We start from the raw sequence: 21,601 nt of genomic DNA on the forward strand, positions 1-21,601 counted from the left end.
CCCGCCGCGGCCTCAGCCGCCGAGCCGGGACGGCGGTACGCCGAGTGCCGCGCAGGTCCGCTCGACGAGTTCGTCGTAGTCCACCGCCCGCGGGATCACGCCCTGCTCCAGCGCGTAGGCGGCGGCCTTGGTGAACGCGCCGCGCAGGGCGCCGAAGCCCACGGGGTGCAGGGGCACCGGCCCCGGCTCGGCCGTGGCGGTGAGCACCGACCGCATCGCGTCGTAGGCGGCGAGGATGGCGGCGGAGTGCTCCGCGGCGGCTTTCCCGGAGACCCCGACCACATGGTTGACCGGGATGAACCCCTGGTCCCTCGACCACTGTTCGGCGATCCGGTGGGCGTCTGCGATGGCGGTGCGGATGCGGTCGTCGGAGGGCAGTCCATTGCCCATGATCCCGAAGTCGAGCCGGCCTTCCAGGAAGTCCGCCTGGAGCTTGGCCCCCTCCGGGGCCCGCTGCACCCAGGACGGGTCGTCGGCACCGTCGACGTGGCTGCCCTCGTACGTCGTCCAGTCCACCGTGCGCAGGTCGACGCCGTAGCTCTCGGTGAGGAAGCCGCGCATCCACACGCCGGTGGTCTGGCTCCAGGAGCGGACTCCGACGCTGTGCCCTGCCACATCGGCGACCGACAGTCTGCCGAGGGTCACCAGGGTCTGGTGCTGGTGGCGTCCGAGGGTGGTGACCGGCAGCAGCAGTACCGGCTTGCCGTGGGCGACGGCCTGGAGAACGGTCACGATCGCCACTTCGCACAGGTCCGCGTCCGACTCGTTCACGAAACCGCGGGAGGCCTTGTGCACCGGGCTGATGTCGAGCCGTTCGGGCTCCGTGCCCGCCTCGCGGACCGCCGACACCGCGGCGGCCGCGAGATCGTCACGGCCGAGCACCAACTTCATGTTTCTCTCTCTCCTTTTGTCCAGCGGACGGCGGGGCGTCTCAGACCTGCTGACCGGGGTTGGCGGTCCGCGCTGTGTGGTGCCGCTCGTGGTGCTGCCGCAGCAGGTCGACGCCGAAGTCATTGCCGTTGGGGGTACGGACGATCGTGTGGATGTGCCGGCGCGAGTGGTAGTCGTTGTCGAAGATGACGCCGGGCATGTGCTCGAACTCGACGAGGATCACCGGGCTGTGGAAGCGGTAGTAGAAGGTGGAGTCGGGGTCGCCGATCCACCCGAAGTGCGTGTCCCCCTCATGGGCCAGCACCTCCCGCATGCGCACCCTGGCCTGGTCGTCACGGGCCCGGTTGACGTACAGGCCGAGGAGTCGGAGCGCGGTGTCCCGCTGGCCGGACGACATCTCACTCAGCCGCAGTCCCTCGTAGTCGAGCTCCCAGTTGTCCCGGAAGGCTCCGACGAACAGTTCCTCCGGCTGTGTGTCCGCGATGGTGGCGCGTTCCCGCTGCCGGCGGCCCAGTTGGGTGAACAGCTCGTGGCCGAGTCCCTCCTCGGCGCGGAAGGCCATGGTCCCGGCGTACTTCCCGGACCCGGCGACCGCCGGCTCGGCGCCGAGGAAGGAGGGGGTGAGGACCATCTGGTCCCCGATGAGAACGCAGTTGACGTTGACGTGGTGTCCGTCGAGCTGCCAGCCCCACGGGCCGCCGTTCTCCGGCTCCCCGTAGACGGAGAACCAGTACAGCCACTCGTTGAGCCCTTCCTCGTTGTCGCTCAGCTCGCCGATGGTGCGGTTGAGGTGCATCAGGTCGACCAGCTGGCCGTACCCGTACGCGCTGAGGCTTTCCCGCATGACGTTCATGGCCCGCAGGCGCTGCACATCGTCGAAGTCCTCGAGCAACATGCCGTGGCGCAGGAAGTACCGGGCGCCGTTGTTCCAGTGCCGCCAGCTCACGTCGTCCATCGGGAACCGGCCCTCGGCGAGCTGCCGCTCGGTCAGGCCCGCCAGGTAGTCCTCCGCGGCCTGGTACACCTTGCGGACGTCCGCGCCGGTGCCGCGCAGCGGGAACAGTCCCGGCCGGATGCCGTCCGAAGTGGCCACTCCCCGAAAGGGCTCGTTCGCCGCCTTCACCCGCCAGGCGACCTTTTCGAGCAGCTCCGGTGTCCAGACCTTCGGCTTGCGCGTGGGCGGGTTGCCCCGCTTCCTCAGCCCTACCGGCTCCTTCATGACCGCCCCTCCTTTCGATGTTCCGGCACGGGTGCGCCGCCCAGGTGGCGCACCCGTGCCGAGCGCCTCCTCAGGTGTCGAGGAAGGCCGTCTTCTCCTGTGGCTCCGCGACATCCACCGGTTGCGTGATGAGGCCCGGTTCCAGGGCGTAGCGGCCGGCGATCTCCAGACAGGCGACCAGCGACGCGCTCCACCCGGCCGCGACCGCGCGTCCGGCGGATGAGTCGTCACCGGTGGTCCGGCCGTACGCGCGGACGCCCAGGCGCCGGCCGGTGAGCACCGTCAGCGGTGTGGCCACGCGTGTCCCGCTCCGCCCGCTCACACGTCTTCGCCGTACTGGATGCGGCGGTAGGGGGTGCTCAGCACCTGGCGGGTGATGCGGACGTCGATCACGGTCGGCCGGGGGGCCGCCACGTACTCGGCCAGCGCGGCGCGCAGTTCCTCCGGTGTGCGGACGGTGGCCCCGCCGCCGCCGAGTGCCTGGGCGACCCGGCCCAGTTCGGGGGTGGAGATGGTCGCCAGCTCCGGGTCGAGTCCCTTCGCCTTCGCCTTGTGGTACTCGGCGCCGAGGCCCTGGTCGTTCATCACGACGACCAGCAGCGGGATGTCGTACCGGCACGCCGTCTCGAACTCGGACAGGTGCATGAGGAAGCTGGCGTCGCCCTCCACCACGAAGCCGGGCTTGTTGCCCCGCGCGACCATCTGGCCGAGAGCGATCAGCGGGGCCTGGCCGATGGCGCCGAACATGCCGTAGTTGGAGAGCACCTCGCGCGACCGCTGGAAGAGCATGGTGCCGAAGTCGGTCTGGTGGCCGCTGCCCAGTACCAGCCCCATCTCGCCGGGGAGTTCCTGGTCGAGGATCCAGATCGCCTCGCGCGGGTCGAGCCGTCCGGGCTCGCGTACGTACTCGGCCGGCGGCTGGAGCCGGGCGGCCAGGTGCTGCCGGACGGCGTCGATGTGGAAGCCCTCCAGCCGGACGGACCGCTCCTGAAGCGCCCGGGTCAGCTCGGTGAGGGCGGTGACCGCGTCGGCCTGGAGGTAGCAGTCCGCCGTCTTGCCGTTGCCCATCACCAGGTGCGGGGCGGTGTCGATCTGGATGTAGGTGGCCTCGGGGTAGAGGTAGCCGCTCTCGATGGTGTAGTGGTTCAGGCTGGCGCCCACCGCGATCACGCAGTCGGCCTCCTGGAGCAGTTCCATCGACGCCTTGTCGCCGAACAGACCCGACAGGCCGACGTGGAAGTCGGTGCGGTCGCACAGCCAGTTCTTCGCCTGGAGGGTGGTCGCCAGCAGGGCGCCGGTCTGTTCCTGGAGGGCGAGGATCTGCTCGCCGGAGTCCGCCTTGCGCGCGCCCCGCCCGGCGATGATCACCACGCGCTTGGCGTTCTGGATCAGATCGCAGGCGGCCTGGAGCCTGGCCGGGTCCGGCAGCAGCCGGGGCTTCTCGATCAGGGCGGTGGACGGCACGTAGTCCTCGTCGTAGTCGTCCAGCTCGGCCACCTGGACGTCGAAGGGCGCGCTGATCATGACCGGCTTGGACTCGGTACGGGCCAGGTAGAAGGCCCGCCGCACGGCCTCCTGGGCGTTCTCGGGCCGGGTCACGTGGATGAACTCGCACTCGATCGCGGCGGCGAAGCGCCGCTGGTCGAGGTACTGGGTGGCGCCCTCGTCGCCCAGCGGGGTCTCACCGCAGAAGGCGATCAGCGGAGTACGCGCCCGGCTCGCCACGATCATCGAGGTGGCCAGCTGCGAGACGCCGGGGCCGCTGGTCGTGGTGACCACACCCGGCGCTCCCGCGCCGCGGGCCCAGCCGTCCGCCATGCCGAGCCCGGAGCCCTCGTGCCGCACCTCGTACAAGCGCACCCCGCGGTCGGCGAGTGCCGCCATCCAGTGCATGTTGGCGTCGCCCATCATGCCGAAGACATCACTGGTGCCTTCCCGGACGAACGCCTCGGCCAGTGCCTCGTAGACCTTCACTTTCCGGACTCCTTCACGTTCGCCGCGGCCGTCGCCCGCGCCTTCAGGACGCCGTCGAGCCGTGCGAAGACCCGCAGCGCGTTGCCTCCGTAGACCGCCTGCCGGTCGGCGTCGCTCAGGCTGTCGATGGAGTCGAGGGTGTACTTGGTGTCGTCGAACCGCCGCCCGGTCTCGGGGTCCACGCTGCGGACGGCGCCGATCATCTCCGAGGCGAACAGCACGTTCCGGGCGGGGATGATGTCCAGCAGCAGTTCCATGCCCCGCTTGTGGTACACGCAGGTGTCGAAGTAGACGTTGCGCAGGACCGACTCCTCCAGCGGCGGCCGGCCCCGGTCCTGCATCATTCCCCGGTAGCGGCCCCAGTGGTACGGGACGGCGCCGCCGCCGTGCGGCAGGATCAGCTTCAGCGTCGGGAAGTCCTTGAACAGATCCGACTCGCACAGCTGCATGAACGCCGCGGTGTCGCCGGCGAGGTAGTGGGCGCAGGTGCCCTGGAGCGCGGGGTTCCGCGACATCGCGACATGGACCATCGCGGGGACGTCGAGCTCGACCATCTTCTCGTAGAGCGGGTAGTAGACCCGGTCGGTCAGCGGCGGGGCCTGGTAGTACCCGTCGGACGGGTCCGGGTTGAGCAGACAGCCGACGAAACCCAACTCCTCGACGCAGCGTTCGAGTTCGGCGACCGAGTTGCGGACGGAGGTGGCGAGGGCGTCACCCGGGGACTGCGGAAGCTGGCACACCGCCACGAACCGCTCGGGGAAGAGGCCGCTCACCCGGGCGATCAGGTCGTTGCTGACCCGGGACCAGTCGAGGCTGGTCCGCTCGTCACCGTAGTGGTGGGCCATCTTGCCCGCGCCCGGCGAGAAGATCGTCAGGTCGGTGCCACGCTCGGTCTGGAGCTTCAGCTGCCCGTTCTCGATGGCGGTGCGGATCTCGTCGTCGGTGATGTGGAGTTCGTCGGGCGAGATGCGCGCGCCGGACTCCTCGAAGGCCCTGATCTGCCGCTCCCGCCACCTGCCCAGCGCGGGGGGCGCTGTGGTGAAGTGGCCATGGCAGTCGATGATCATGTATTACTCCGAAACTCGCGTTGCGGTGGTCCGTGGTGTGCGGCCGGCTCCGGGGGTGCGCCTCAGGCCCGGCCGGTCAGCTCCCGGCCCTTGTCCAGGCCGGGGTAGGTGCGCACCGGCGCCGACATCAGGAACCGGTAGCCGTCGTCGAGCACCTGCTTGACGTTGCCGGCCGTCACATGGGGGTGGCCCACGGCCACCCCGCGTTCGCCGCAGATGTCGAGGATCCGTCGCTTGCACTCCAGGACGCGCGGGTGTTCGTACTGGCGCGGTACCCCCAGTTCCTGGCTCATGTCGCCCTCGCCGACGAGGACGAGGCCGATGCCCGGCACCTGGTCGAGGATGTCCGGCAGGTTCTCGATGCCGAGCTGGTCCTCGATCATGAGGCCCACGAGGATCTCCCCGTCCGGCACGAGCGGCCACACATCGGCCCTGGCGTAGTACTCGGTGTTCGGGATGCCCCAGTAGCGCGTCGCCGCGTGCGGGCCGTCCCCGCGCAGACCGGCGGGCTCGTAGTGCGGGGCGTCGGGCAGCCGCGGGTAGCGGCAGGCGGCGACGGCGTTGCGGGCCTCCTCCACGGTGGAGACATGCGGCCAGACGATGCCGAACGCACCGAGGTCGAGGGCCTGTTTGGCGTGCCACTGGGCCTTCTCGGCGCCGTTGGCGGGGATGCGCACCAGCGGGGTGACGGTGGGCGCGAGGCTGTCCGCGTCGAAGATCCGGCGCCGGTTGAGCAGGTACTGGAAGCTGTCCCGGAGCCCGTTGATGTCCCAGGGCTTGTGCTCCATCTCGAACACCACCGCGTCGTAGTCCGAGGTGCTGAACTCGATCGCGGACGCCGGGTCGGCCGCCGAGAAGGACGCGAAGACGTGCTGCCCCGCGTCCAGGGCGCCGATCACCTTGTTGAGCCTGGACGTTGTCATCGCCGACCTCCCTGGCCGAGTGCGTCACCGGATGTGTGCGCCGAGCGGGATGCCGCCTGCGGCGGCTGCCCCTTCCGCCGGGATCGCAGCCCTGCCCACCAGGCACGCAGGCGGCCGAACAGGCCGGTCGGCCGGGGCGGAGCCGCGACCGCGCGCGGCTCGGACGACGCCGCCGCGGACGGCTCGGGGGACACCGCCGTGAGCGGCTCGGGGGCGCCTGCCGCGCCTGCCGTGTGCGGCTCGGAGGGCGCCGCACACACCTTGACCAGTTCGTCGGTGAACTCCTTGGTCATCCTGGAGACCACCATCCCGGCACCGGACTCGATCAGCTTGGCGAGCTTGCCGTTGAGTTTGATCTCACCGTCGCAGAAGACCCGTGAGGTGCCGGGGGTCTCCCCCTCGACGACCCGGAAGGTGGCGCCGGCGTGGAAGCGGGTGGCGCCCTGCCCGTCCGCGCCGCGGGCCGAGAGACGGCCCTCACGTGCGGACTCGTCCAGGTCCAGGGAGACCCGGGCGGCGAACTTGACCCGGAGACCGCCGAACCTGATGGCCAGGGTTCCGTCGAAGGACCCGTCCTCGTGCGACGGGCCGAGTTCGGCGCCGCCGATGCAGGACACGACGGCCGAGGGATCGGAGATGACCTCCCAGACACGTTCGGGCGGACTCGGTACCGCGATCTCTTCCGTGATCGATATCAAAGCTGTGAACCTCACTCGGCGGTGGTGGTGTTACGCGGCGGCCTGCTGCTCGGCGGCGAAGAGACCCCACAGGTCGTTGTAGAGCTCCGAGAACTCGCGCGACTCGACGAGCGAGCCGATGGTCCGTGGCCGCTCGAAGGGAACCGTGATGACACGGCGGACCGTGCCGGGCCCGCGCGACATCACGATGACCTCATCGGCCAGGTAGATCGCCTCGTTGAGGTCGTGCGTGACGAAGACCAGCGTCCCGTTCTGCTCCTGCCAGATGTTGAGGAGTTCCTGCTGGAGGTTGAGGCGGGTGATGGCGTCCAGCGGCCCGAACGGCTCGTCCATCAGCACGATGGACGGGTTGTAGATCAGCGCCCGCGCGATCGCGCAGCGCTTCTGCATACCGCCGGACAGCTCCCGGGGGAAGTGGTTCTCGAAGCCGGTCAGGCCGACCAGCCTGACCCAGTGGGCGATGCGTTCCTCGCGTTCCTCCTTGGGGACCTTGCGGAACTTGAGCGCCAGGCCGATGTTGCCCCTGACGCTGAGCCAGGGCAGCAGATGGGACTGCTGCGTCACGTAGGCCGCTTCGGAGTTGACGGCGGTGACGCGCTCGCCGGCGAAGTGGACCTGTCCCTGGCTGGGGGTGAGCAGACCGGCGGCCAGGTTGAGGATGGTGCTCTTTCCGCACCCACTGGGTCCGATCACGGCGACGACCTTGCCGCGATCGATGGTGAGCGACACGTCCTCGATCGCCGGTCGGTGGCTGCCGGGAAACTCCAGGGTGACGTATTCGAAGCGGAGTGCCTCCGGATGGGAGTTGCGCTGACTGGTCGACATATCTGTCTCCTCGGCCTCCTCCTCGCCAGGACGAAGGGGGGCCGTGCGCTCGCGCCTGGGGCGGCGTTGGTAGGTGGCGGTGCGGTGACCTGCTGGACGGCGTGACGGTTGTTTCGACTGATGCACACGCGGGAGCACCAGCGCTGGCCGAATTCTTCTGCTGATGCGATGCGGCGACACTGCCTGTCGCCAAGATTGTCTGACAAGCGGTGACGGGAACGTAACACCGCCAACCCAAAGCCACAAGAAGTTCGCAGGAAAAACCTTGCCTTGCCCGTCGACGCCGGATCGACGCGAGCTAGGATTGATGGACAACATTGGCGTCGACGGGGCGAACACAGATCCCGGCGCGGGTGGCGCGAAGGCGGTGCTGTGGGACGCTTCGGGCGGTGCCGGAAATCCCGGCCCGCTGCTTGCTCACAGGCGCGGGGGCCGTTACGGTCTCCGTCGCGAAGTCCGGCTCGCAAACGCCCGCCAGGCCCCGTTTCCCGGGCAACTGGCCCGGGGCGTACGCACGTTGACCGGCACACCGCCCACCCCCGCGTCGTCCGCGACCGCGCCCGTATCCGCCTGCCGTCCCGAGGGAGACCGCCATGCACGCGTCCGCAACAGCCACCGGAGGGAGCACCCGGCTCCGGCCGGTGCGCCCATGACCGACCTCGACCGCGACCCGTGGCATCCGGCGCGGCCCACGGCTCCGACCGGCGGCACCGGGCGGCAGAGCGGCTTCGCCTCGCTCAGGGTCAGGAACTACCGCCTGTTCGCGCTGGGGCAGACCACGTCCGTGGTCGGCAACTGGATGCAGAACATCGCGGTCGGCTGGCTGACGCTGGAGCTCACGCACAGCGGGACGATGCTCGGCGTCGTGACCGGTGCCCGGTACCTGCCCATCCTGCTGCTGGGCGCCTGGGGCGGGCTCGTGGTGGACCGCCACGACCGCCGTCGGCTGCTCATGCTCACGCAGATGTGCTTCGCCGTCGAGGCCGCCCTGCTGACGGCACTGTCCTGGGCCGGCCTCATGACGTTACCGACGCTCGTCGTGATCATGCTGACGATCGGCTGTACCAACGTTTTCGACAGTCCCGCGCGACAGAGTCTGATCAGCGAACTCGTCGGCCCGGAGCATCTGGCCAACGCCATCGCGATCAACAGCACGCTCGTCAACACGGCCAAGCTCATCGGGCCGGGCCCGGCCGGGGTCGTCATCGCCGCCCTGGGCGTGACACCGTGCTTCGACCTGGACACCGTGTCGTTCCTGGCCGTCATCGCAAGCCTGGTCGCGCTGCGCACGGCGGAGATGCGCCCGGCCGAGCGCGAGATACCCGCGGGGGGACAGATCCGCGCCGGGATCGCCTACATCCGCCGTACGCCCGAGCTGCTCCACCCGATGGTCATGGTGCTGTCGATCTGGTCGGTCGGCTGGCTGGGGGGCACCGTCATCGGCGCACCGGCCGTCGGGGCGATCGGCGCGTCGTGGGGAGCCCGCAGCGCGCTGCTCGTCGGCGGGCTGGCCGCGGCGGGGATCGGCGTCACCATGCTGGTCCTGTCACCGGCCGGCCGCGCGCAGGGACACCGTTGACCGACACGGCGGGCGCCCTTTTGCGAGGAAGTGCGGCACTTGCTCTGATGTTGTCCAGTGCCGTCGTCGGATGTGCCGGCCGGGCGGCCTGAACCGAAGGGCTGGGCGGATGACGGAGCGGCGGAACATCACGCTGGCGGTGACGGGTGCGGGTGGCACCCGGATGGCGCGGTTCGTACTCGAGGCCCTGGTCAAGGAGGACAGGGTGGGGCAGATCGACCTGATGGTCTCCCCGGCGGGCCGCCGGTTGATCGCGCACGAGACCGGCCGGGACGCCTCCGGGCCCGCGCCCGAACTGGTGCTGGGCGCCCGGCCGGCCGCGGACAAGGTCGTGGACTGGGATCCGGAGGACCTGGCGGGCGGGCCGACGTCCGGCAGTTACCCGTCCTGGGGGATGCTGGTGGTGCCCTGCGCGCTCGGCGTGGTCGGCCGGATCGCCCACGGCACGGCGAACACCCTGATCGAGCGGGCCGCGGACGTGTCGCTGAAGGAGCGGCGCCCGCTGGTGCTGTGCGTGCGGGAGACGCCGTTCAACCTCATCCATCTGCGCAACCTCACCCAGGTGGCGGAGGCGGGCGGCACCGTGTACCCGATGATTCCCACCTACTACAACCTGCCGCAGACGGTGGACCAGTTCTACGAGGAGTTCACCGCGCGGCTGCTGGCCTTCGTCGGCCTGCCCCAGACGGACTACTACGCCTACTCGGGCACCGAGTCACGCGCCCATCACGACCGGACGGTCCGTGCCTGAGGCGTGGCAGCCGCTCGCCGGCCCGGCGGCGCCTCCTCCCCCGGTTCGCCGCATATCGGGCGGGGGATCACCGCCCCGCCGGCTGACCGCCGGTGCGGGCGCGGGAGCGGAAGGCGGACGGGGTCTCCCCGGTGCAGCGGCGGAAGAACTTGGTGAAGACGGTGGGAGTGGTGAAGCCGAGCCGGTCGGCGATCCGTACGGGGGCGAGGTCGGTGTGGACCAGGAGGCGCTTGGCCTCCAGGGCCACCCGGTCGTCGAGGTACTGCTTGGCGGTGCGTCCGGTGGCGGCCAGGCACGCGCGCGTGAGGGTGCGGGCGCTGTAGCCGAGGGCGGCGGCGTAGTCCTCGACCCGGCGCGCGGCGGTAAAGTCCCGCTCGACGGCCCGGTGGAAGCGGTGGAACGTCCCCGCGCCGGGCTCACCGCGGCGGGCGGCGTCCCGGCCCCGGAGGTGTCCCAGGCGCAGGACCAGCGCGGCCAGCAGATGGCGTACGAGGGCGATGTGGGCGTCGACGGGCAGCGCGGCGCTGCGGCGATAGGCGTCCTCCAGCAGGCCGAGGGTGGTCTGGAGAGCGGCCGCGTCCTCCGGCCGCTCGGCGGTGAGCGGTCCCTCGGGGTACGGCGGGCCGAAGCGGGCGGCGTCGACGGTGGCGGCGTCCAGGAAGCCGGGGGTGAACAGCACGACCGCGCCCTCGGCGAGGCCGAGGGCGCCGAGGAAGCGGTAGACCTGGTCCGGACGGATCCACAGCCAGGCACCGGGCGGCACGGTGTGCTCCGCGCCGTCCAGCCACATGCGCAGCGACCCGGACCGCACGCTGATCAGATGGTGGAACTCGGCGCGCAGCGGCTGGTACAGGTCCACGCCGTGGCGCCCGGCGCGCTCGGCGAGCCACGGGAAATCCCACACCTCCACGCCCGGCGGCCCTCCGGGCGACGGCCGGAACGGGACGTCGGTGATGCGGTCTCGGTGATCCTGTCCAATTCGGTCCATGGTGTGTCCACAGCGTACGCCGGTCCGCCCTGCCGCGACACCTACCGTGGAATGCGAAGGAGCTGGTCAGGGGCTCGCCTCCGGAGCGGCGCGGTGAATGGCGCCTACCGCTTCGGTGACCGAAAAGCTCCGCAGCGTTCTCACCCATGAGCACACGGAGCAGAGGGGCCGTACACCATGCGACTGATAGTGGGCATGACAGGAGCAACCGGCGCGGTCTTCGGTGTCCGCCTGCTGGCGGCACTGCGCGAGCTGCCCGAGGTGGAAACCCATCTCGTGCTCTCCCGATGGGCGCGCACCACCCTCGAACTGGAGTGCGGCCTGTCCGTGGCCGAGGTCGGTGAGCTGGCCGATGTCACCCACAGCCCCGACGACCAGGGAGCGTCCATCTCCTCCGGGTCGTTCCGCACCGACGGGATGGTCATCGCGCCCTGCTCGATGAAGACCCTCGCCGGCATCCGGGCCGGTTACGCGGACGGTCTGGTGGCCCGCGCCGCGGACGTGGTCCTCAAGGAGCGCCGGAAGCTGGTGCTGGTCCCCCGTGAGACACCGCTGAGCGAGATCCACCTGGAGAACATGCTGGCGCTCACGCGCATGGGGGCGCAGATGGTGCCGCCCATGCCGGCCTTCTACAACCACCCGGCCTCGGTGGACGACATCGTCGACCACATCACCGCCCGCGTCCTGGACCAGTTCGGCCTGCCCGCCCCCACGGCCCGGCGCTGGACCGGTATGCGCGCCGCGCGCGAGCAGCGGCCGCCCCAGGAACTCACCGTGGCCTGAACCGGGCTCCCTTCACCCCTGACACACCGCTCACCCCGCTCACCCCGACGAAACCCCTATGGAGTTCTCCATGGCCTACGACGACCTGCGCAGCTTCCTCCAGACCCTCGACAAGGAGGGCCAGCTGCTGCACATCACCGAGGAGGTGATGCCCGAGCCGGACATCGCCGCCGCGGCCAACGCGGCCCCCCGGCTCGGGGACGCCGCCCCCGCCCTGTACTTCGACAACGTCCACGGCTTCACCAGCGCGCGCATCGCGATGAACGTGCACGGCTCGTGGGCCAACCACGCCCTGGCCCTGGGCATGGACAAGAACAGCCCCACCAAGGACCAGGTGGACGAGTTCATCCGGCGCTGGGCGAAGTTCCCCGTCCAGCCGGAGTGGCGGGATGACCCCCTGTGGTCGGAGAACACGGTCGAGGGCGATGACATCAACATCTTCGACATCCTCCCGCTGTTCCGCCTCAACGACGGGGACGGCGGCTCCTACATCGACAAGGCCGCGGTCGTCTCCAAGGACCCCGACGATCCGGAGAACTCCGGCAAGCAGAACGTCGGCGTCTACCGCATCGAGGTCAAGGGCCGGCGCAAGCTCGCCCTCCAGCCCGTCCCCATGCACGACATCGCCCAGCACCTGCGCAAGGCCGAGGAGAGGGGCGAGGACCTGCCCGTCGCCATCACCCTCGGCAACGACCCGGTGATCTCCATCGTCGCCTCCACCCCCATGGAGTACGACCAGAACGAGTACGAACTGGCCGGCGCCCTGCGCGGCGCCCCCGCGCCCATCGCCACGGCACCGCTGACCGGCCTGCCCGTGCCGTGGGGCTCCGAGGTGGTCATCGAGGGCGTCATCGAGGGCCGCAAGCGCGAGATCGAGGGCCCCTTCGGCGAGTTCACCGGCCACTACTCCGGCGGCCGCAACATGACCGTGATCCGCGTCGACAAGATCTCCTACCGCACCGACCCGATCTTCGAGCACCTGTACCTGGGCATGCCGTGGACGGAGATCGACTACCTGATGGCCGCGAACACCTGCGTCCCGCTGTACGAGCAGCTGAAGCGGGACTTCCCCGAGGTCCAGGCGGTCAACGCCATGTACACCCACGGCCTCGTCGTCATCGTCTCCACCAAGAAGCGCTACGGCGGCTTCGCCAAGGCCGTCGGCATGCGGGTGCTGACCACCCCGCACGGCCTCGGCTACGCCGCCACCGTGATCGTCGTCGACGAGGACGTGGACCCCTTCAACCTGCCGCAGGTGATGTGGGCGCTCTCCACCAAGATGAACCCCTCCGGCGACCTGGTCGTCGTCCCGAACCTGCCGGTGCTGGAACTCGCCCCCCAGGCGCAGAGTCCGGGCATCGTCGACAAGCTCATCATCGACGCCACCACCCCCGCCGAGCCCGACAAGCGCGGCAACTACGGCAACCAGGTCCGTGACCTGCCCGAGATGGGTGCCTGGCTCGCCAAGCTCCAGTCCCTCACCACCCGCTGACCGCCCCGCACCTCCCCCATCACCCCACCGAAGGACATCCGACATGGCCGTGGAGAAGACCACCATCTGCCCGCGCTGCGCCTACGAGAGCATTGAGCAGCTGCACACCTCGCCGGTCCCCGGCGCCTGGGACGTGCTGCAATGCCGGCAGTGCCTGTACACCTGGCGCACCAGCGAACCCGCCCGCCGCACCCAGCGCGACGCCTACCCCGAGAGCTTCCGGATGACCGCCGAGGACATCGCCGGCGCCCCCGAGGTCCCCACCATCCCCCCGCTGCGCAACCAGCCCTGACCCCGCCCACCGCCGCCGGGGGCCCGGAGCCGGCATCCGGGCCCCCGGCGCGGCGCCTACGCTGCGACCGCCTGGTCGGCCCCGGCGTGGTCGCCCGGCACAGTGTGCGTCGCGCCGGGGGCGGTCGGGCGAGCGCCCGTTCATGGGCGGCCGTTTCGCCTGCGGACCCCCGGCGTTCCGCGAGCACTCCTCAGTCGCCCGTGGGGTTCCCCGCCCACACCGTGGGGGTCCGGCCCGCCCACGGGCTGGCCTGTTCGAGTTGTCCGGCGAGGCGGAAGAGGCTGCCTTCGAACCCGTAACCGGCGGCGAACTGGAGGCCGATCGGGAGCCCCGTCCCGGTGTCGGCCGTTACGGGTACGGACATGGCGGGCGTGCCCGCCACGTTGAACACCGCGGTGAACGGCGAGCGGTCGAGGATGCGGTCGAGCCAGCCGAGGCCGTCCAGCGCCTCGGCACCCTCGGCGTAGGTGCCCAACGGCACGGGAAGCTCGGGCAAGGTCGGGGTGAGCAGCATGTCGTAAGCGTCGAAGTACCGTGCCAGGCTTCGAGCGACCCGGTTCCGGACCGCGAGCGCGGTGACGAACTGGGCGCCGGTCACCCGCTGCCCGTAGTGGTAGCTCGCCAGGATCACCGGCTCGAGGGTCGAGGAGTCGACGGGCCGGTCCGAGGCGGCGGCCAGCTCGTCGACCGAGGCCGTGAGATTCGCCGTCCACAGAAGGGCGTTGGCCCGTACGAACTCTTCCCAGTCGACCCCGAGGCCGACGTCGGCCTCCGTCACCTGATGGCCGAGGGATTCCAGCAGACGCGCGGTGCGGGAGAGCGCGTCGGCCACCGGTGGGGCCGTGCGGCGTCCGCCCCATGCCTGGGTGAGGACACCGATCCGCAGTGCACCCGGATGGCGGGTGACCTCCTCCGCGTACGGCCGGGACGGTTGCTGGGCGAAGTAGGGGTCGCCCGGTTCCGGGCCCCGGATCTGGTCGAGCAGGACCGCACTGTCACGTACGGTGCGGCTGACGCTGCCCTGCACGCCCAGGCCGTTGAAGATCTCGTCGATGCCGGGACCCACGGAGACCCGGCCACGGGTCGGCTTCAACCCGAAGAGGCCGTTGTAGGCGGCGGGGACACGGATCGAGCCGGCGGCGTCGGTGGCGTGTGCGATCGGCACCACCCCGGCAGCGACCGCCGCGCCCGCTCCCCCGCTGGATCCGCCCGCGCTCCGCTCCAGGTCCCACGGGTTGCGGGTCGCGCCGTACAGCACGGGTTCCGTCGTGATGCTGTAGGCCATCTCCGGTGTCGCGGTACGCCCGAACGTCACGAGGCCGGCGCGACGGAAGCGCCGCATCAGGGAGGAGTCGGCGCGGGCGACATTGCCCGCCGCGAGGCGGCTGCCCAGCTCCATCCGCCTGCCGGCCATGGAGACGCCGAGGTCCTTGATCAGGAACGGGACTCCGGCCAGTGGCGTACTGCCGGGGCTGGGCTCGTCGTCGGTCCGCCATGTCTCCACGATGGCGTTGATCCGCGGATTGACCGCCTCCGCGGCCGCGCGTGCGGCTGCTTCCAGTTCGGCGGGGGTCACCTCGCCGTCGGCCACCAGCTGCGCCAGCCCGACCGCGTCGAAACTCACGTACTCGGAAACTTTCACTGTCACTCCTGTCGATGAACGGAAAACGGAAAACGGAAACGAAGAGCGGAAAGCGGGACAGCAGGAAGCGATACCCGCGAGTACCGAATGATACCCAGCGGTATCGCATGGGACGAGCTGGTACCGTAGCAGAGAGACGAGGACCCCAAGACCCACCGGACGTCTACGGAGTAGTCATGGCAACGACCGCCGGCAGGCCGGGCAGGGTGGCGAAGCTGCCACCTCGCGAGCGCATCCTGGACGCGGCGGAAGAGCTCTTCCAGCGCGAGGGGATCCGGCGGGTGGGCGTCCAGGCGATCGCCGAGAAGGCCGAGACCACCAAAATGGCGATCTACCGGCACTTCGAAACCAAGGACGCCCTGGTCGCGGAGTGGCTGCGAATCGTCGCCGCCGACTACCAGGAGGCGTTCGACCGGGTCGAGGCCGAATACCCCGGTCGGCCCCGGGAGCAGATCCTGGGCATGGCCCGCTTCATCGCCGAGGGCTTGCCGGCGATCTCATATCGGGGCTGCCCGTTCATCAACTCCATCGCCGAGCTGCCCGACCGCTCCCATCCCGCCCGGCAGGTGATCGAGAAGCACAAGGCCCGCCAGACCCGCCGGCTGGTCGGCATGTGCGCCGAGGCCGGACTGCCCGACCCCGAGCAGGCGGCGGCCGAGATCACCTTCGTCCTCGAAGGTGCGCAGGTCAGCACGCAGAACGGAAGCATCGATCAGACGGGGGACCGGCTGATGCGGATCGTCGAGGGCATCGTGGACCGGCACCACTCCCCCGTCAGCGCCTCCCGGACGACCACCGGCTGACCGTGCGGCCGGTGGCCCGAGGACGGCCACTCCCGGGCCACTCCTGACGGCCCATCAGGCGCGTTCCGTGAGCAGTACCGCGAGGTGGTCCACGAATTGCGTGAGGCCGTCCAGCCGCGGACCGCCCCGGGCGATCCGGAAGCCATGACGGCGCCCCCAGAACGCCGCCTGAACGGCATGGAACTGGGCCCAGCGCCGCACCCGTGTCCGATCGAGTTCCGCGGTCTCGGCGAAGACGTCCAGAACGCGGTGGACTGACGCGCGCAGGTCGTCCGCCCCCAGAAGCGTCAGCGCACGTGACTTGAGCAGCGTGCCGGCGTCGTAGGCGGGGTCCCCCACGTATCCCTTGGGATCGACGGCCAGCCATGGCTCACGGTCGGCCCGCAGAATGTTCCGCGCGTGGAGATCGCCGTGGACGAGGGTGTCCGGCTGGTCACGGCCCAGTTCGCGGGCGGTCGCCACGGCGGCGTCCACCACCTGACGCGGGAGGGTGTGTCTCAACTCCTCGGCATCCCCGCGCAGTTCCTCCTCCCAGGCGTCGGCCCGCTCACGCAGCCGGGGCAGGCCGGGCGGTGCGGGAACGGCCAGGCGACGGCTGAGCCGCCCGGCGATCGTCACCACCTCATCGCCGTCTTCGACCTCGGCCAGGGTCGCAGTCCGGACCCGCTCGAGCAGCATCGCGAAACGCTCGTCGTCGCGCTCGTACAGCAGGACGGCCCCGCGTCCGGCCCACGCCGCGAAGGCGTCCGGTTCATGCACGTTTCCTGGGTGCGGAAACGACACCTTCAGCACAGCGGGCCCCTCGGCCCGCCCGCGCACCGGGACGACGACCCCGACACCGCCGTACATCACCTCGCCGTCCGCCGCACAGCCCCAGCGTTCCAGCAACTCCTTCACGATCCCGGGCACCGTGGCCAACCACGCCGCTCCCGGGTCACCTTCGCGCTCCACGGTGCTCCGCGCGAACACCTCCGGTACCACGATCACCCGGGCACCTTACTCGGCCGCCACCGCGTGAGCGGGGCGCATTCCCATTGCACGCAGGTAAAGCCACCAGTGACAAGCATGCACTTGCTGTTAATCAACGGCCCTGCCTACCGTCGATGCGCAGACGGCGAAGCGCGCGCCACGCCCCTCCTTGTCCACCTTTCACCGGAACCCCGTTGTCCGGCCAAGCCCTGTAGGAGCACCCCTCGTGTCCACTGTCACCCACACCGGCGCCGACGCCGACGCCGACGCCGCCCTGCTCGCCCAGGTCACCACCGCCGTCCACGCCGCCGGCGACCGGCTGCGGGAGCGCTACACCCCGCATGCCCGCGGCGTCAGTGCCGACGAGATCGTCACGGAGATCCACGCCAACGACGACGCCGTGCTCGACATCCTCAAAGCGCCGCTGCTGGCGGCCCGGCCCGGCGCGAACTGGGCCGACGACGAACTGGCCGGCGGCGCGCTGCCGCCCGGCGAGTGGTGGATCGTCGATCCGGCCGAGGGCAACATCAACCACGTCCACGGCACACCGGAGTGGGCCGTGACCGCCACGCTCGTCCGCGACAATCGCCCGGTCCTCAGCGTCGTTCACCTCCCGCTGACCGGCGACGACTACACCGCGCTGGCCGGGCGCGGCGCCCATCTCAACGGCGCGCCGCTGCGTGTGTCGGCCAAGACCGACCTGGGCGCGGCCCTGACCGGTACCGGCCAGGCGCGGCCCGGGGAGGACGCGCACACGTTCCGCCGGATCGGCGCGTCCGTCACGCAGATGCTCATCAACGGCCTCGTCGTCCGCGTCTCGGTACCCGCCACCCTCCAGCTGATCCACGTCGCCGCCGGCCGCATGGACGCCTTCTGGCAGTTCTCCGACGTCCGCTCGGGGCTGATGGCCGGCGCTCTGCTGGTCGCCGAGGCCGGCGGCGCCGTCACCGACACCCACGGCAACCCGTGGACCCCGGCCAGCCCCGACTTCCTGGCCGCCGCCCCCGGTATCCACGCCGCGGCCGTCGCGGCCCTGTCCCCCATCGCCTGACCAGCCGTCACCTATCGCTCGTCACCCAGCACTCACCACCTCACCACCCACCACCCGGTAAGGAGCACACCACCATGACCAGCATCGGCATCCTCGGCACCGGCCGCGTCGGCAGCGGTCTGGCCCGCGCACTCGCCGCCGCCGGCCACGAGGTCGTCCTCGGCCACCGGCAGCCTCCCGAGGAGACCGCGGCCCACGACACCGACCCCGCCCGGCCGCTCCGCCACACCGACCAGCGGACCACCGCCGCCACCGCCGACATCGTGCTCAACGCCACCCCGGGCGACACCTCCCTGGAGCGCCTGTCCGCCCTGGAGGCCGAACTGGCGGGCAAGATCCTCATCGACGTCTCCAACGCCACCCACCACGGCCCCGACGGACTGCCCTCGGACCTCTGCTACCCCGGCGGCAGCCTCGCCGAGCGGCTCCAGCGGGCCCTGCCCGCCACCCGGGTCGTCAAGACGCTCAACACCATGCTCTTCCCGGTCATGACCGCCCCCGGGTCCCTGTCCACCCCGCCCACCGTCTACCTGTCCGGCGACGACGCGGACGCCAAGACCGTCACCGCGGGCCTCCTTGCCGATCTGGGCTGGCGGCCCGAGTGGATCGAGGACCTCGGCGACATCACCACCGCCCGCGCCACCGAAGCACTGATGCTGCTCGTCCCCCACGTTCTGCGCCGCCGCGGATTCCAGCCGTTCGCCGTCTCCCTCGCCCGCTGAGTTTACAAAGTGGAGCGCCGTTCCGTATTCTCTAATCGGAACGGCGTTCCGCTTTGTTGGCCATGAGGAGAGGACGGGTCGTATGACACACCAGCAGCACCCCATCGGATCGGGATTCACCGCCGCGTCGACGGCCGACGAGGTCCTCGCCGGCATCGACCTGGCCGGCCAGAACGTCATCGTCACCGCTGGTCATGCCGGTATCGGCCGCGAGGTCACCCGTGCGCTGGTCACGGCCGGCGCGTCCGTGACCGTGGGCTCGCGCAACCCGGACCGTGCCAGGACGGCGCTGGCCGGGATCGAGGGCGTCGAGGTCAGCCGGCTGGACCTGCTCGACCCGGCGTCGGTCGACGCCTTCGCCGAGCGCTGGCTGGAGTCAGGCCGTCCGCTCCACATCCTGGTCAACAACGCCGCCCTGCCGGCTCCCGAGAAACTCGAGCGGGACGCGCGCGGATACGAGGCGCAGTTCGCGACCAACCATCTGGGCCACTTTCAGCTGACGCTCGGTCTGCTGCCCGCTCTGCGCGCCGCCCACGGCGCCCGCGTGGTCAACGTGACCTCCGGAGCCCAGCGGTTCTCCGACATCCGGTGGGACGACCCGCACTTCGCCGGCGGCTACCACCCCACCATGGCCTACGCGCAGTCCAAGACCGCCAATGTGCTCTTCGCCGTCGAGCTGGACCGCCGGTGGGCCGAGGACGGGATCCGCGGCTACGCCGTACACCCGGGGGTGGTGGTCGGCACGAGCCTGAACAGCGCGGCGGGCCAGGAGGCTCTGCGGGCCGAGGGGCTGATCGACGAGTCCGGTCAGCCGATCATCGACCCCGAACGGGGGAAGAAGACCCCGCGGCAAGGCGCCGGCACCATCGTGTTCGCCGCGACCAGCCCGCTGCTCGCCGAGATCGGCGGTGTCTATCTGAAGGACAACGACATCTCGCCGCTCGATGACGAGCCCAGGCCCGTCACCGCGGAGGACATCCCGTCCGAGGTGGCGTCGCACTCCATCGACCCGCGATCCGCCCAGCGGCTCTGGGAGCTGAGCGAGCAGCTGCTCACTGCCTGAGTACGCGGGGGCAGTGACGGTCCACTGCCCCGTCGGCACCGCCGGACGGGGCCGACCGGGGCCGGCCGCCCTCCGGCGCTGCATGACCGGTCCTCAGCACCGCGCCCAGAACTCGGTCAGGGCGCGGGCTCCACGCGCGGGGTCCTGGGTCATCCACCAGTGCCCGAGTCCGTCCAGGGTCTCGACGCGGGCGCCCGCGCGCTGGGCCGCGCGTCGGCGTTGCCGCTCGGTGCCGACCATGTGGTCCTCGGTGGCGAGGATCGCCAGGCCGGGCCGCTGGGACGCACGTTCCAGGTCCCGGCCGAGCTCGGACATCATCGGCTGTGCGGCGGAGCGGTAGAGCGCGAGCACGGCCCGGCCCATCGTCTCGTCCTGCGCCGCGGCGATCTGCTCGGCCACCGGCCTGTTCACGCCGCGTTCGACGAGTGCCACGACCCGCGTTTCCAGGGCCGCGCCGAACCGTTCGGCGACATCGGCCTCTCCCACTCCAGGGGTCTGCCAACGCTGGGCGAGTTCATGCCAGACGTAGTCGCGGTCGAAGGCTCCGACGACGTCGCTCGCCCAGCTGCGCAGCAGATCCGGCCGGGCGATGGCGACGTTCACGACGTGTCCGCCGCCCCAGTCGTGGCCCACCAGATCGACGGGTTCGCCCACCTTCTCCAACTCGCCGATCAGCCAGTCCCGGTACTCACCCACCGTCGCGCCGAACCCGGTCGGCAGAGGTGCACCGAATCCGTACGGCGAGAGGCAGATCAGCTCGGAGCGTGCCGCACCGGCGCGTTCCAGCTCGGCGAGCAACGGGCCCCACACCGCCGCCGTTTCCGGATTGCCATGCACGAAGACCTTCGGCACCGCGCTCACCTCCCGATCGGCGAGGTCGGCCGCCGTACCGCCGCCACCAGCGGCTCACCGCGCAGGGGAACCGCCACGCGGTACCCGGAGTCCCCGATCATGTCCACGAACGCCTGCCGGTCCCGGCAGTGCACCAGAGCAACCATGTCTCCAGCTTGCCCGCCCCCGGCGACCCGTGTCGACCGCGTCGGGGATCAAGCGCCTTCTCGGGACTGATCCGAGAGCCCTATGGCCACCCGGCGCGAGGGCCGCTGCGTCACCCCGTCAGCGGCTCGTCGGGCAACATCGAGGCGATGGCCGTGGCCACCGCCTCGTGATGGGACAGTGGGGAGAGGTGACTGCTGGGAAGCTCGGTGACGACCGCTCCGGCCCGCAGCGCGAACCATCGTTGCAGCCCCGGATCGAGAATCCGGTCCTGGGTGGAGAGCACATAGCCGCAGGGCAGGTCATGCCAGGCGCCCGGAAGTGCCGGCGCCGTCAGACATGCCCCGTGGGTCGGCTTCTGCACGGCGGCCAGGGTCCGGGCGAGGCGGGGCGGCAGGTCGTGGGCGAGCGCGTCGCCGAACATCTCCGGGTCCACGGTCGACCAGCCGTCCGGACCGAACCGGATGGCCGCGCGGCCGGGCATCTCGGCGCCCTTGTCGCTCAGCATCGGGATGGTCTCCCCTTCGTCAGGCGCGTAGCCGGCGACGAAGACCAGGGAGCCGACCCGGGGATGCTCCAGCGCCGCGCCGGAGATGACGGTGCCGCCGTAGGAGTGGCCGACCACGGTGACCGGGCCGTCCAGCGCGTCGATGTGCCGACGGGTCCAGGCGATGTCGTCCGCGAGCGAGGACATCGGCAGTTGGACGGCCAGCGCCCGATGGCCGCTGTCGTGCAGGTCGCCGATGACCTCCTGCCAGATCGAGCCGTCACTCCACGCGCCGTGGACCAGCACCACGTTTCCCATGTCCCGCTTCCCTTCGTCACGACCGTCACGGCCGCCGCGGCCGGGCGCCTCCCGGCCGCGGCGGACTG

23 protein-coding genes are annotated in these 21,601 nt (G+C 70.7%); 9 read left to right on the forward strand and 14 right to left on the reverse strand.

Annotated elements, in window-relative coordinates:
- Window positions 1-12: 12 nt before the first annotated feature.
- The 8 genes from PS467_RS02215 to PS467_RS02250 all read right to left on the reverse strand — a co-directional run bounded on the left by PS467_RS02215 (window position 13) and on the right by PS467_RS02250 (window position 7,597).
- Window positions 13-891 carry a hypothetical protein gene (locus tag PS467_RS02215; RefSeq protein WP_311033710.1) on the reverse strand — a complete coding sequence of 293 codons (879 nt, stop codon included), beginning with the start codon at window positions 889-891 and terminating at the stop codon, window positions 13-15.
- A gap of 40 nt (window positions 892-931) precedes the next feature.
- The gene (locus PS467_RS02220; RefSeq protein ID WP_311033711.1) at window positions 932-2,110 is read right to left on the reverse strand and encodes a DUF3500 domain-containing protein; all 1,179 of its coding nucleotides are present in this window, start codon (window positions 2,108-2,110) and stop codon (window positions 932-934) included.
- A 70-nt stretch (window positions 2,111-2,180) separates the two neighbouring features.
- On the reverse strand, window positions 2,181-2,408 hold the full coding sequence (locus PS467_RS02225; protein WP_311033712.1) for a hypothetical protein: 228 nt from the start codon (window positions 2,406-2,408) through the stop codon (window positions 2,181-2,183).
- A 20-nt stretch (window positions 2,409-2,428) separates the two neighbouring features.
- Window positions 2,429-4,084: a thiamine pyrophosphate-binding protein gene (locus PS467_RS02230; protein ID WP_311033713.1), complete on the reverse strand. Its 1,656-nt coding sequence runs from the start codon at window positions 4,082-4,084 to the stop codon at window positions 2,429-2,431.
- Window positions 4,081-5,151, reverse strand: coding sequence for an amidohydrolase family protein (locus tag PS467_RS02235; protein WP_311033714.1), 1,071 nt, complete (start codon window positions 5,149-5,151; stop codon window positions 4,081-4,083). The genes PS467_RS02230 and PS467_RS02235 overlap by 4 nt, the downstream gene beginning before the upstream one ends.
- 62 nt (window positions 5,152-5,213) lie before the next feature.
- The gene (locus PS467_RS02240) at window positions 5,214-6,074 is read right to left on the reverse strand and encodes an HpcH/HpaI aldolase family protein (RefSeq protein ID WP_311033715.1); all 861 of its coding nucleotides are present in this window, start codon (window positions 6,072-6,074) and stop codon (window positions 5,214-5,216) included.
- Entirely contained in the window at window positions 6,071-6,772 is a 702-nt protein-coding gene (locus PS467_RS02245; RefSeq protein WP_311033716.1) for an SRPBCC domain-containing protein, read from the reverse strand. Before PS467_RS02245 ends, PS467_RS02240 begins: the two co-directional genes overlap by 4 nt.
- Window positions 6,773-6,802: 30 nt before the next feature.
- Window positions 6,803-7,597, reverse strand: a complete 795-nt coding sequence (locus PS467_RS02250) for an ABC transporter ATP-binding protein (RefSeq protein ID WP_311033717.1) — start codon at window positions 7,595-7,597, stop codon at window positions 6,803-6,805.
- 649 nt (window positions 7,598-8,246) lie between these two features.
- Here PS467_RS02250 and PS467_RS02255 point away from each other — a divergent pair.
- Both PS467_RS02255 and PS467_RS02260 read left to right on the forward strand, forming a co-directional pair.
- The gene (locus PS467_RS02255; RefSeq protein WP_311033718.1) at window positions 8,247-9,176 is read left to right on the forward strand and encodes an MFS transporter; all 930 of its coding nucleotides are present in this window, start codon (window positions 8,247-8,249) and stop codon (window positions 9,174-9,176) included.
- A 109-nt stretch (window positions 9,177-9,285) separates the two neighbouring features.
- Entirely contained in the window at window positions 9,286-9,927 is a 642-nt protein-coding gene (locus PS467_RS02260; RefSeq protein ID WP_268969714.1) for a UbiX family flavin prenyltransferase, read from the forward strand.
- Between the two features lie 67 nt (window positions 9,928-9,994).
- Here the strand turns inward: PS467_RS02260 and PS467_RS02265 are convergent, their stop codons facing one another.
- The gene (locus PS467_RS02265) at window positions 9,995-10,837 is read right to left on the reverse strand and encodes a helix-turn-helix transcriptional regulator (protein WP_311033719.1); all 843 of its coding nucleotides are present in this window, start codon (window positions 10,835-10,837) and stop codon (window positions 9,995-9,997) included.
- A 255-nt stretch (window positions 10,838-11,092) separates the two neighbouring features.
- Between PS467_RS02265 and PS467_RS02270 the strand changes: the two genes are divergently transcribed.
- The 3 genes from PS467_RS02270 (at window position 11,093) to PS467_RS02280 (ending at window position 13,482) form a co-directional block, all read left to right on the forward strand.
- Entirely contained in the window at window positions 11,093-11,698 is a 606-nt protein-coding gene (locus tag PS467_RS02270) for a non-oxidative hydroxyarylic acid decarboxylases subunit B (RefSeq protein WP_311033720.1), read from the forward strand.
- Window positions 11,699-11,768: 70 nt separating this feature from the next.
- Complete coding sequence (locus PS467_RS02275; RefSeq protein WP_268969717.1) at window positions 11,769-13,190, forward strand: non-oxidative hydroxyarylic acid decarboxylases subunit C; 1,422 nt, start codon at window positions 11,769-11,771, stop codon at window positions 13,188-13,190.
- A 43-nt stretch (window positions 13,191-13,233) separates the two neighbouring features.
- Entirely contained in the window at window positions 13,234-13,482 is a 249-nt protein-coding gene (locus tag PS467_RS02280) for a non-oxidative hydroxyarylic acid decarboxylases subunit D (RefSeq protein WP_311033721.1), read from the forward strand.
- 190 nt (window positions 13,483-13,672) lie between these two features.
- Here PS467_RS02280 and PS467_RS02285 read toward each other — a convergent pair whose 3' ends face one another.
- Window positions 13,673-15,124 carry an amidase gene (locus PS467_RS02285; RefSeq protein WP_311033722.1) on the reverse strand — a complete coding sequence of 484 codons (1,452 nt, stop codon included), beginning with the start codon at window positions 15,122-15,124 and terminating at the stop codon, window positions 13,673-13,675.
- Window positions 15,125-15,300: 176 nt separating this feature from the next.
- On the opposite strand from PS467_RS02285, the gene PS467_RS02290 reads away from it, so the two are divergent.
- On the forward strand, window positions 15,301-15,927 hold the full coding sequence (locus PS467_RS02290) for a TetR/AcrR family transcriptional regulator (protein ID WP_268969720.1): 627 nt from the start codon (window positions 15,301-15,303) through the stop codon (window positions 15,925-15,927).
- Window positions 15,928-15,981: 54 nt separating this feature from the next.
- On the opposite strand, the gene PS467_RS02295 is transcribed toward PS467_RS02290, so the two are convergent.
- Window positions 15,982-16,914, reverse strand: coding sequence for an aminoglycoside phosphotransferase family protein (locus tag PS467_RS02295; RefSeq protein WP_311033723.1), 933 nt, complete (start codon window positions 16,912-16,914; stop codon window positions 15,982-15,984).
- A 208-nt stretch (window positions 16,915-17,122) separates the two neighbouring features.
- Between PS467_RS02295 and PS467_RS02300 the strand changes: the two genes are divergently transcribed.
- The 3 genes from PS467_RS02300 to PS467_RS02310 all read left to right on the forward strand — a co-directional run bounded on the left by PS467_RS02300 (window position 17,123) and on the right by PS467_RS02310 (window position 19,732).
- Window positions 17,123-17,947 carry an inositol monophosphatase family protein gene (locus PS467_RS02300; protein WP_311033724.1) on the forward strand — a complete coding sequence of 275 codons (825 nt, stop codon included), beginning with the start codon at window positions 17,123-17,125 and terminating at the stop codon, window positions 17,945-17,947.
- Between the two features lie 74 nt (window positions 17,948-18,021).
- Window positions 18,022-18,669 carry an NADPH-dependent F420 reductase gene (locus PS467_RS02305; protein WP_311033725.1) on the forward strand — a complete coding sequence of 216 codons (648 nt, stop codon included), beginning with the start codon at window positions 18,022-18,024 and terminating at the stop codon, window positions 18,667-18,669.
- Window positions 18,670-18,751: 82 nt separating this feature from the next.
- Window positions 18,752-19,732, forward strand: coding sequence for an SDR family NAD(P)-dependent oxidoreductase (locus tag PS467_RS02310; protein ID WP_311033726.1), 981 nt, complete (start codon window positions 18,752-18,754; stop codon window positions 19,730-19,732).
- A gap of 93 nt (window positions 19,733-19,825) precedes the next feature.
- On the opposite strand, the gene PS467_RS02315 is transcribed toward PS467_RS02310, so the two are convergent.
- The 3 genes from PS467_RS02315 to PS467_RS02325 form a co-directional block, all read right to left on the reverse strand.
- Window positions 19,826-20,584, reverse strand: a complete 759-nt coding sequence (locus PS467_RS02315) for an alpha/beta fold hydrolase (RefSeq protein ID WP_311033727.1) — start codon at window positions 20,582-20,584, stop codon at window positions 19,826-19,828.
- 5 nt (window positions 20,585-20,589) lie between these two features.
- A complete protein-coding gene (locus PS467_RS02320) occupies window positions 20,590-20,730 on the reverse strand; it encodes a hypothetical protein (RefSeq protein WP_311033728.1) in 141 nt (46 codons plus the stop codon).
- A 110-nt stretch (window positions 20,731-20,840) separates the two neighbouring features.
- A complete protein-coding gene (locus PS467_RS02325; RefSeq protein WP_311033729.1) occupies window positions 20,841-21,533 on the reverse strand; it encodes an alpha/beta fold hydrolase in 693 nt (230 codons plus the stop codon).
- Window positions 21,534-21,601 lie beyond the last annotated feature (68 nt).

Source organism: Streptomyces luomodiensis (genome assembly GCF_031679605.1).
Lineage (GTDB): Bacteria > Actinomycetota > Actinomycetes > Streptomycetales > Streptomycetaceae > Streptomyces > Streptomyces luomodiensis.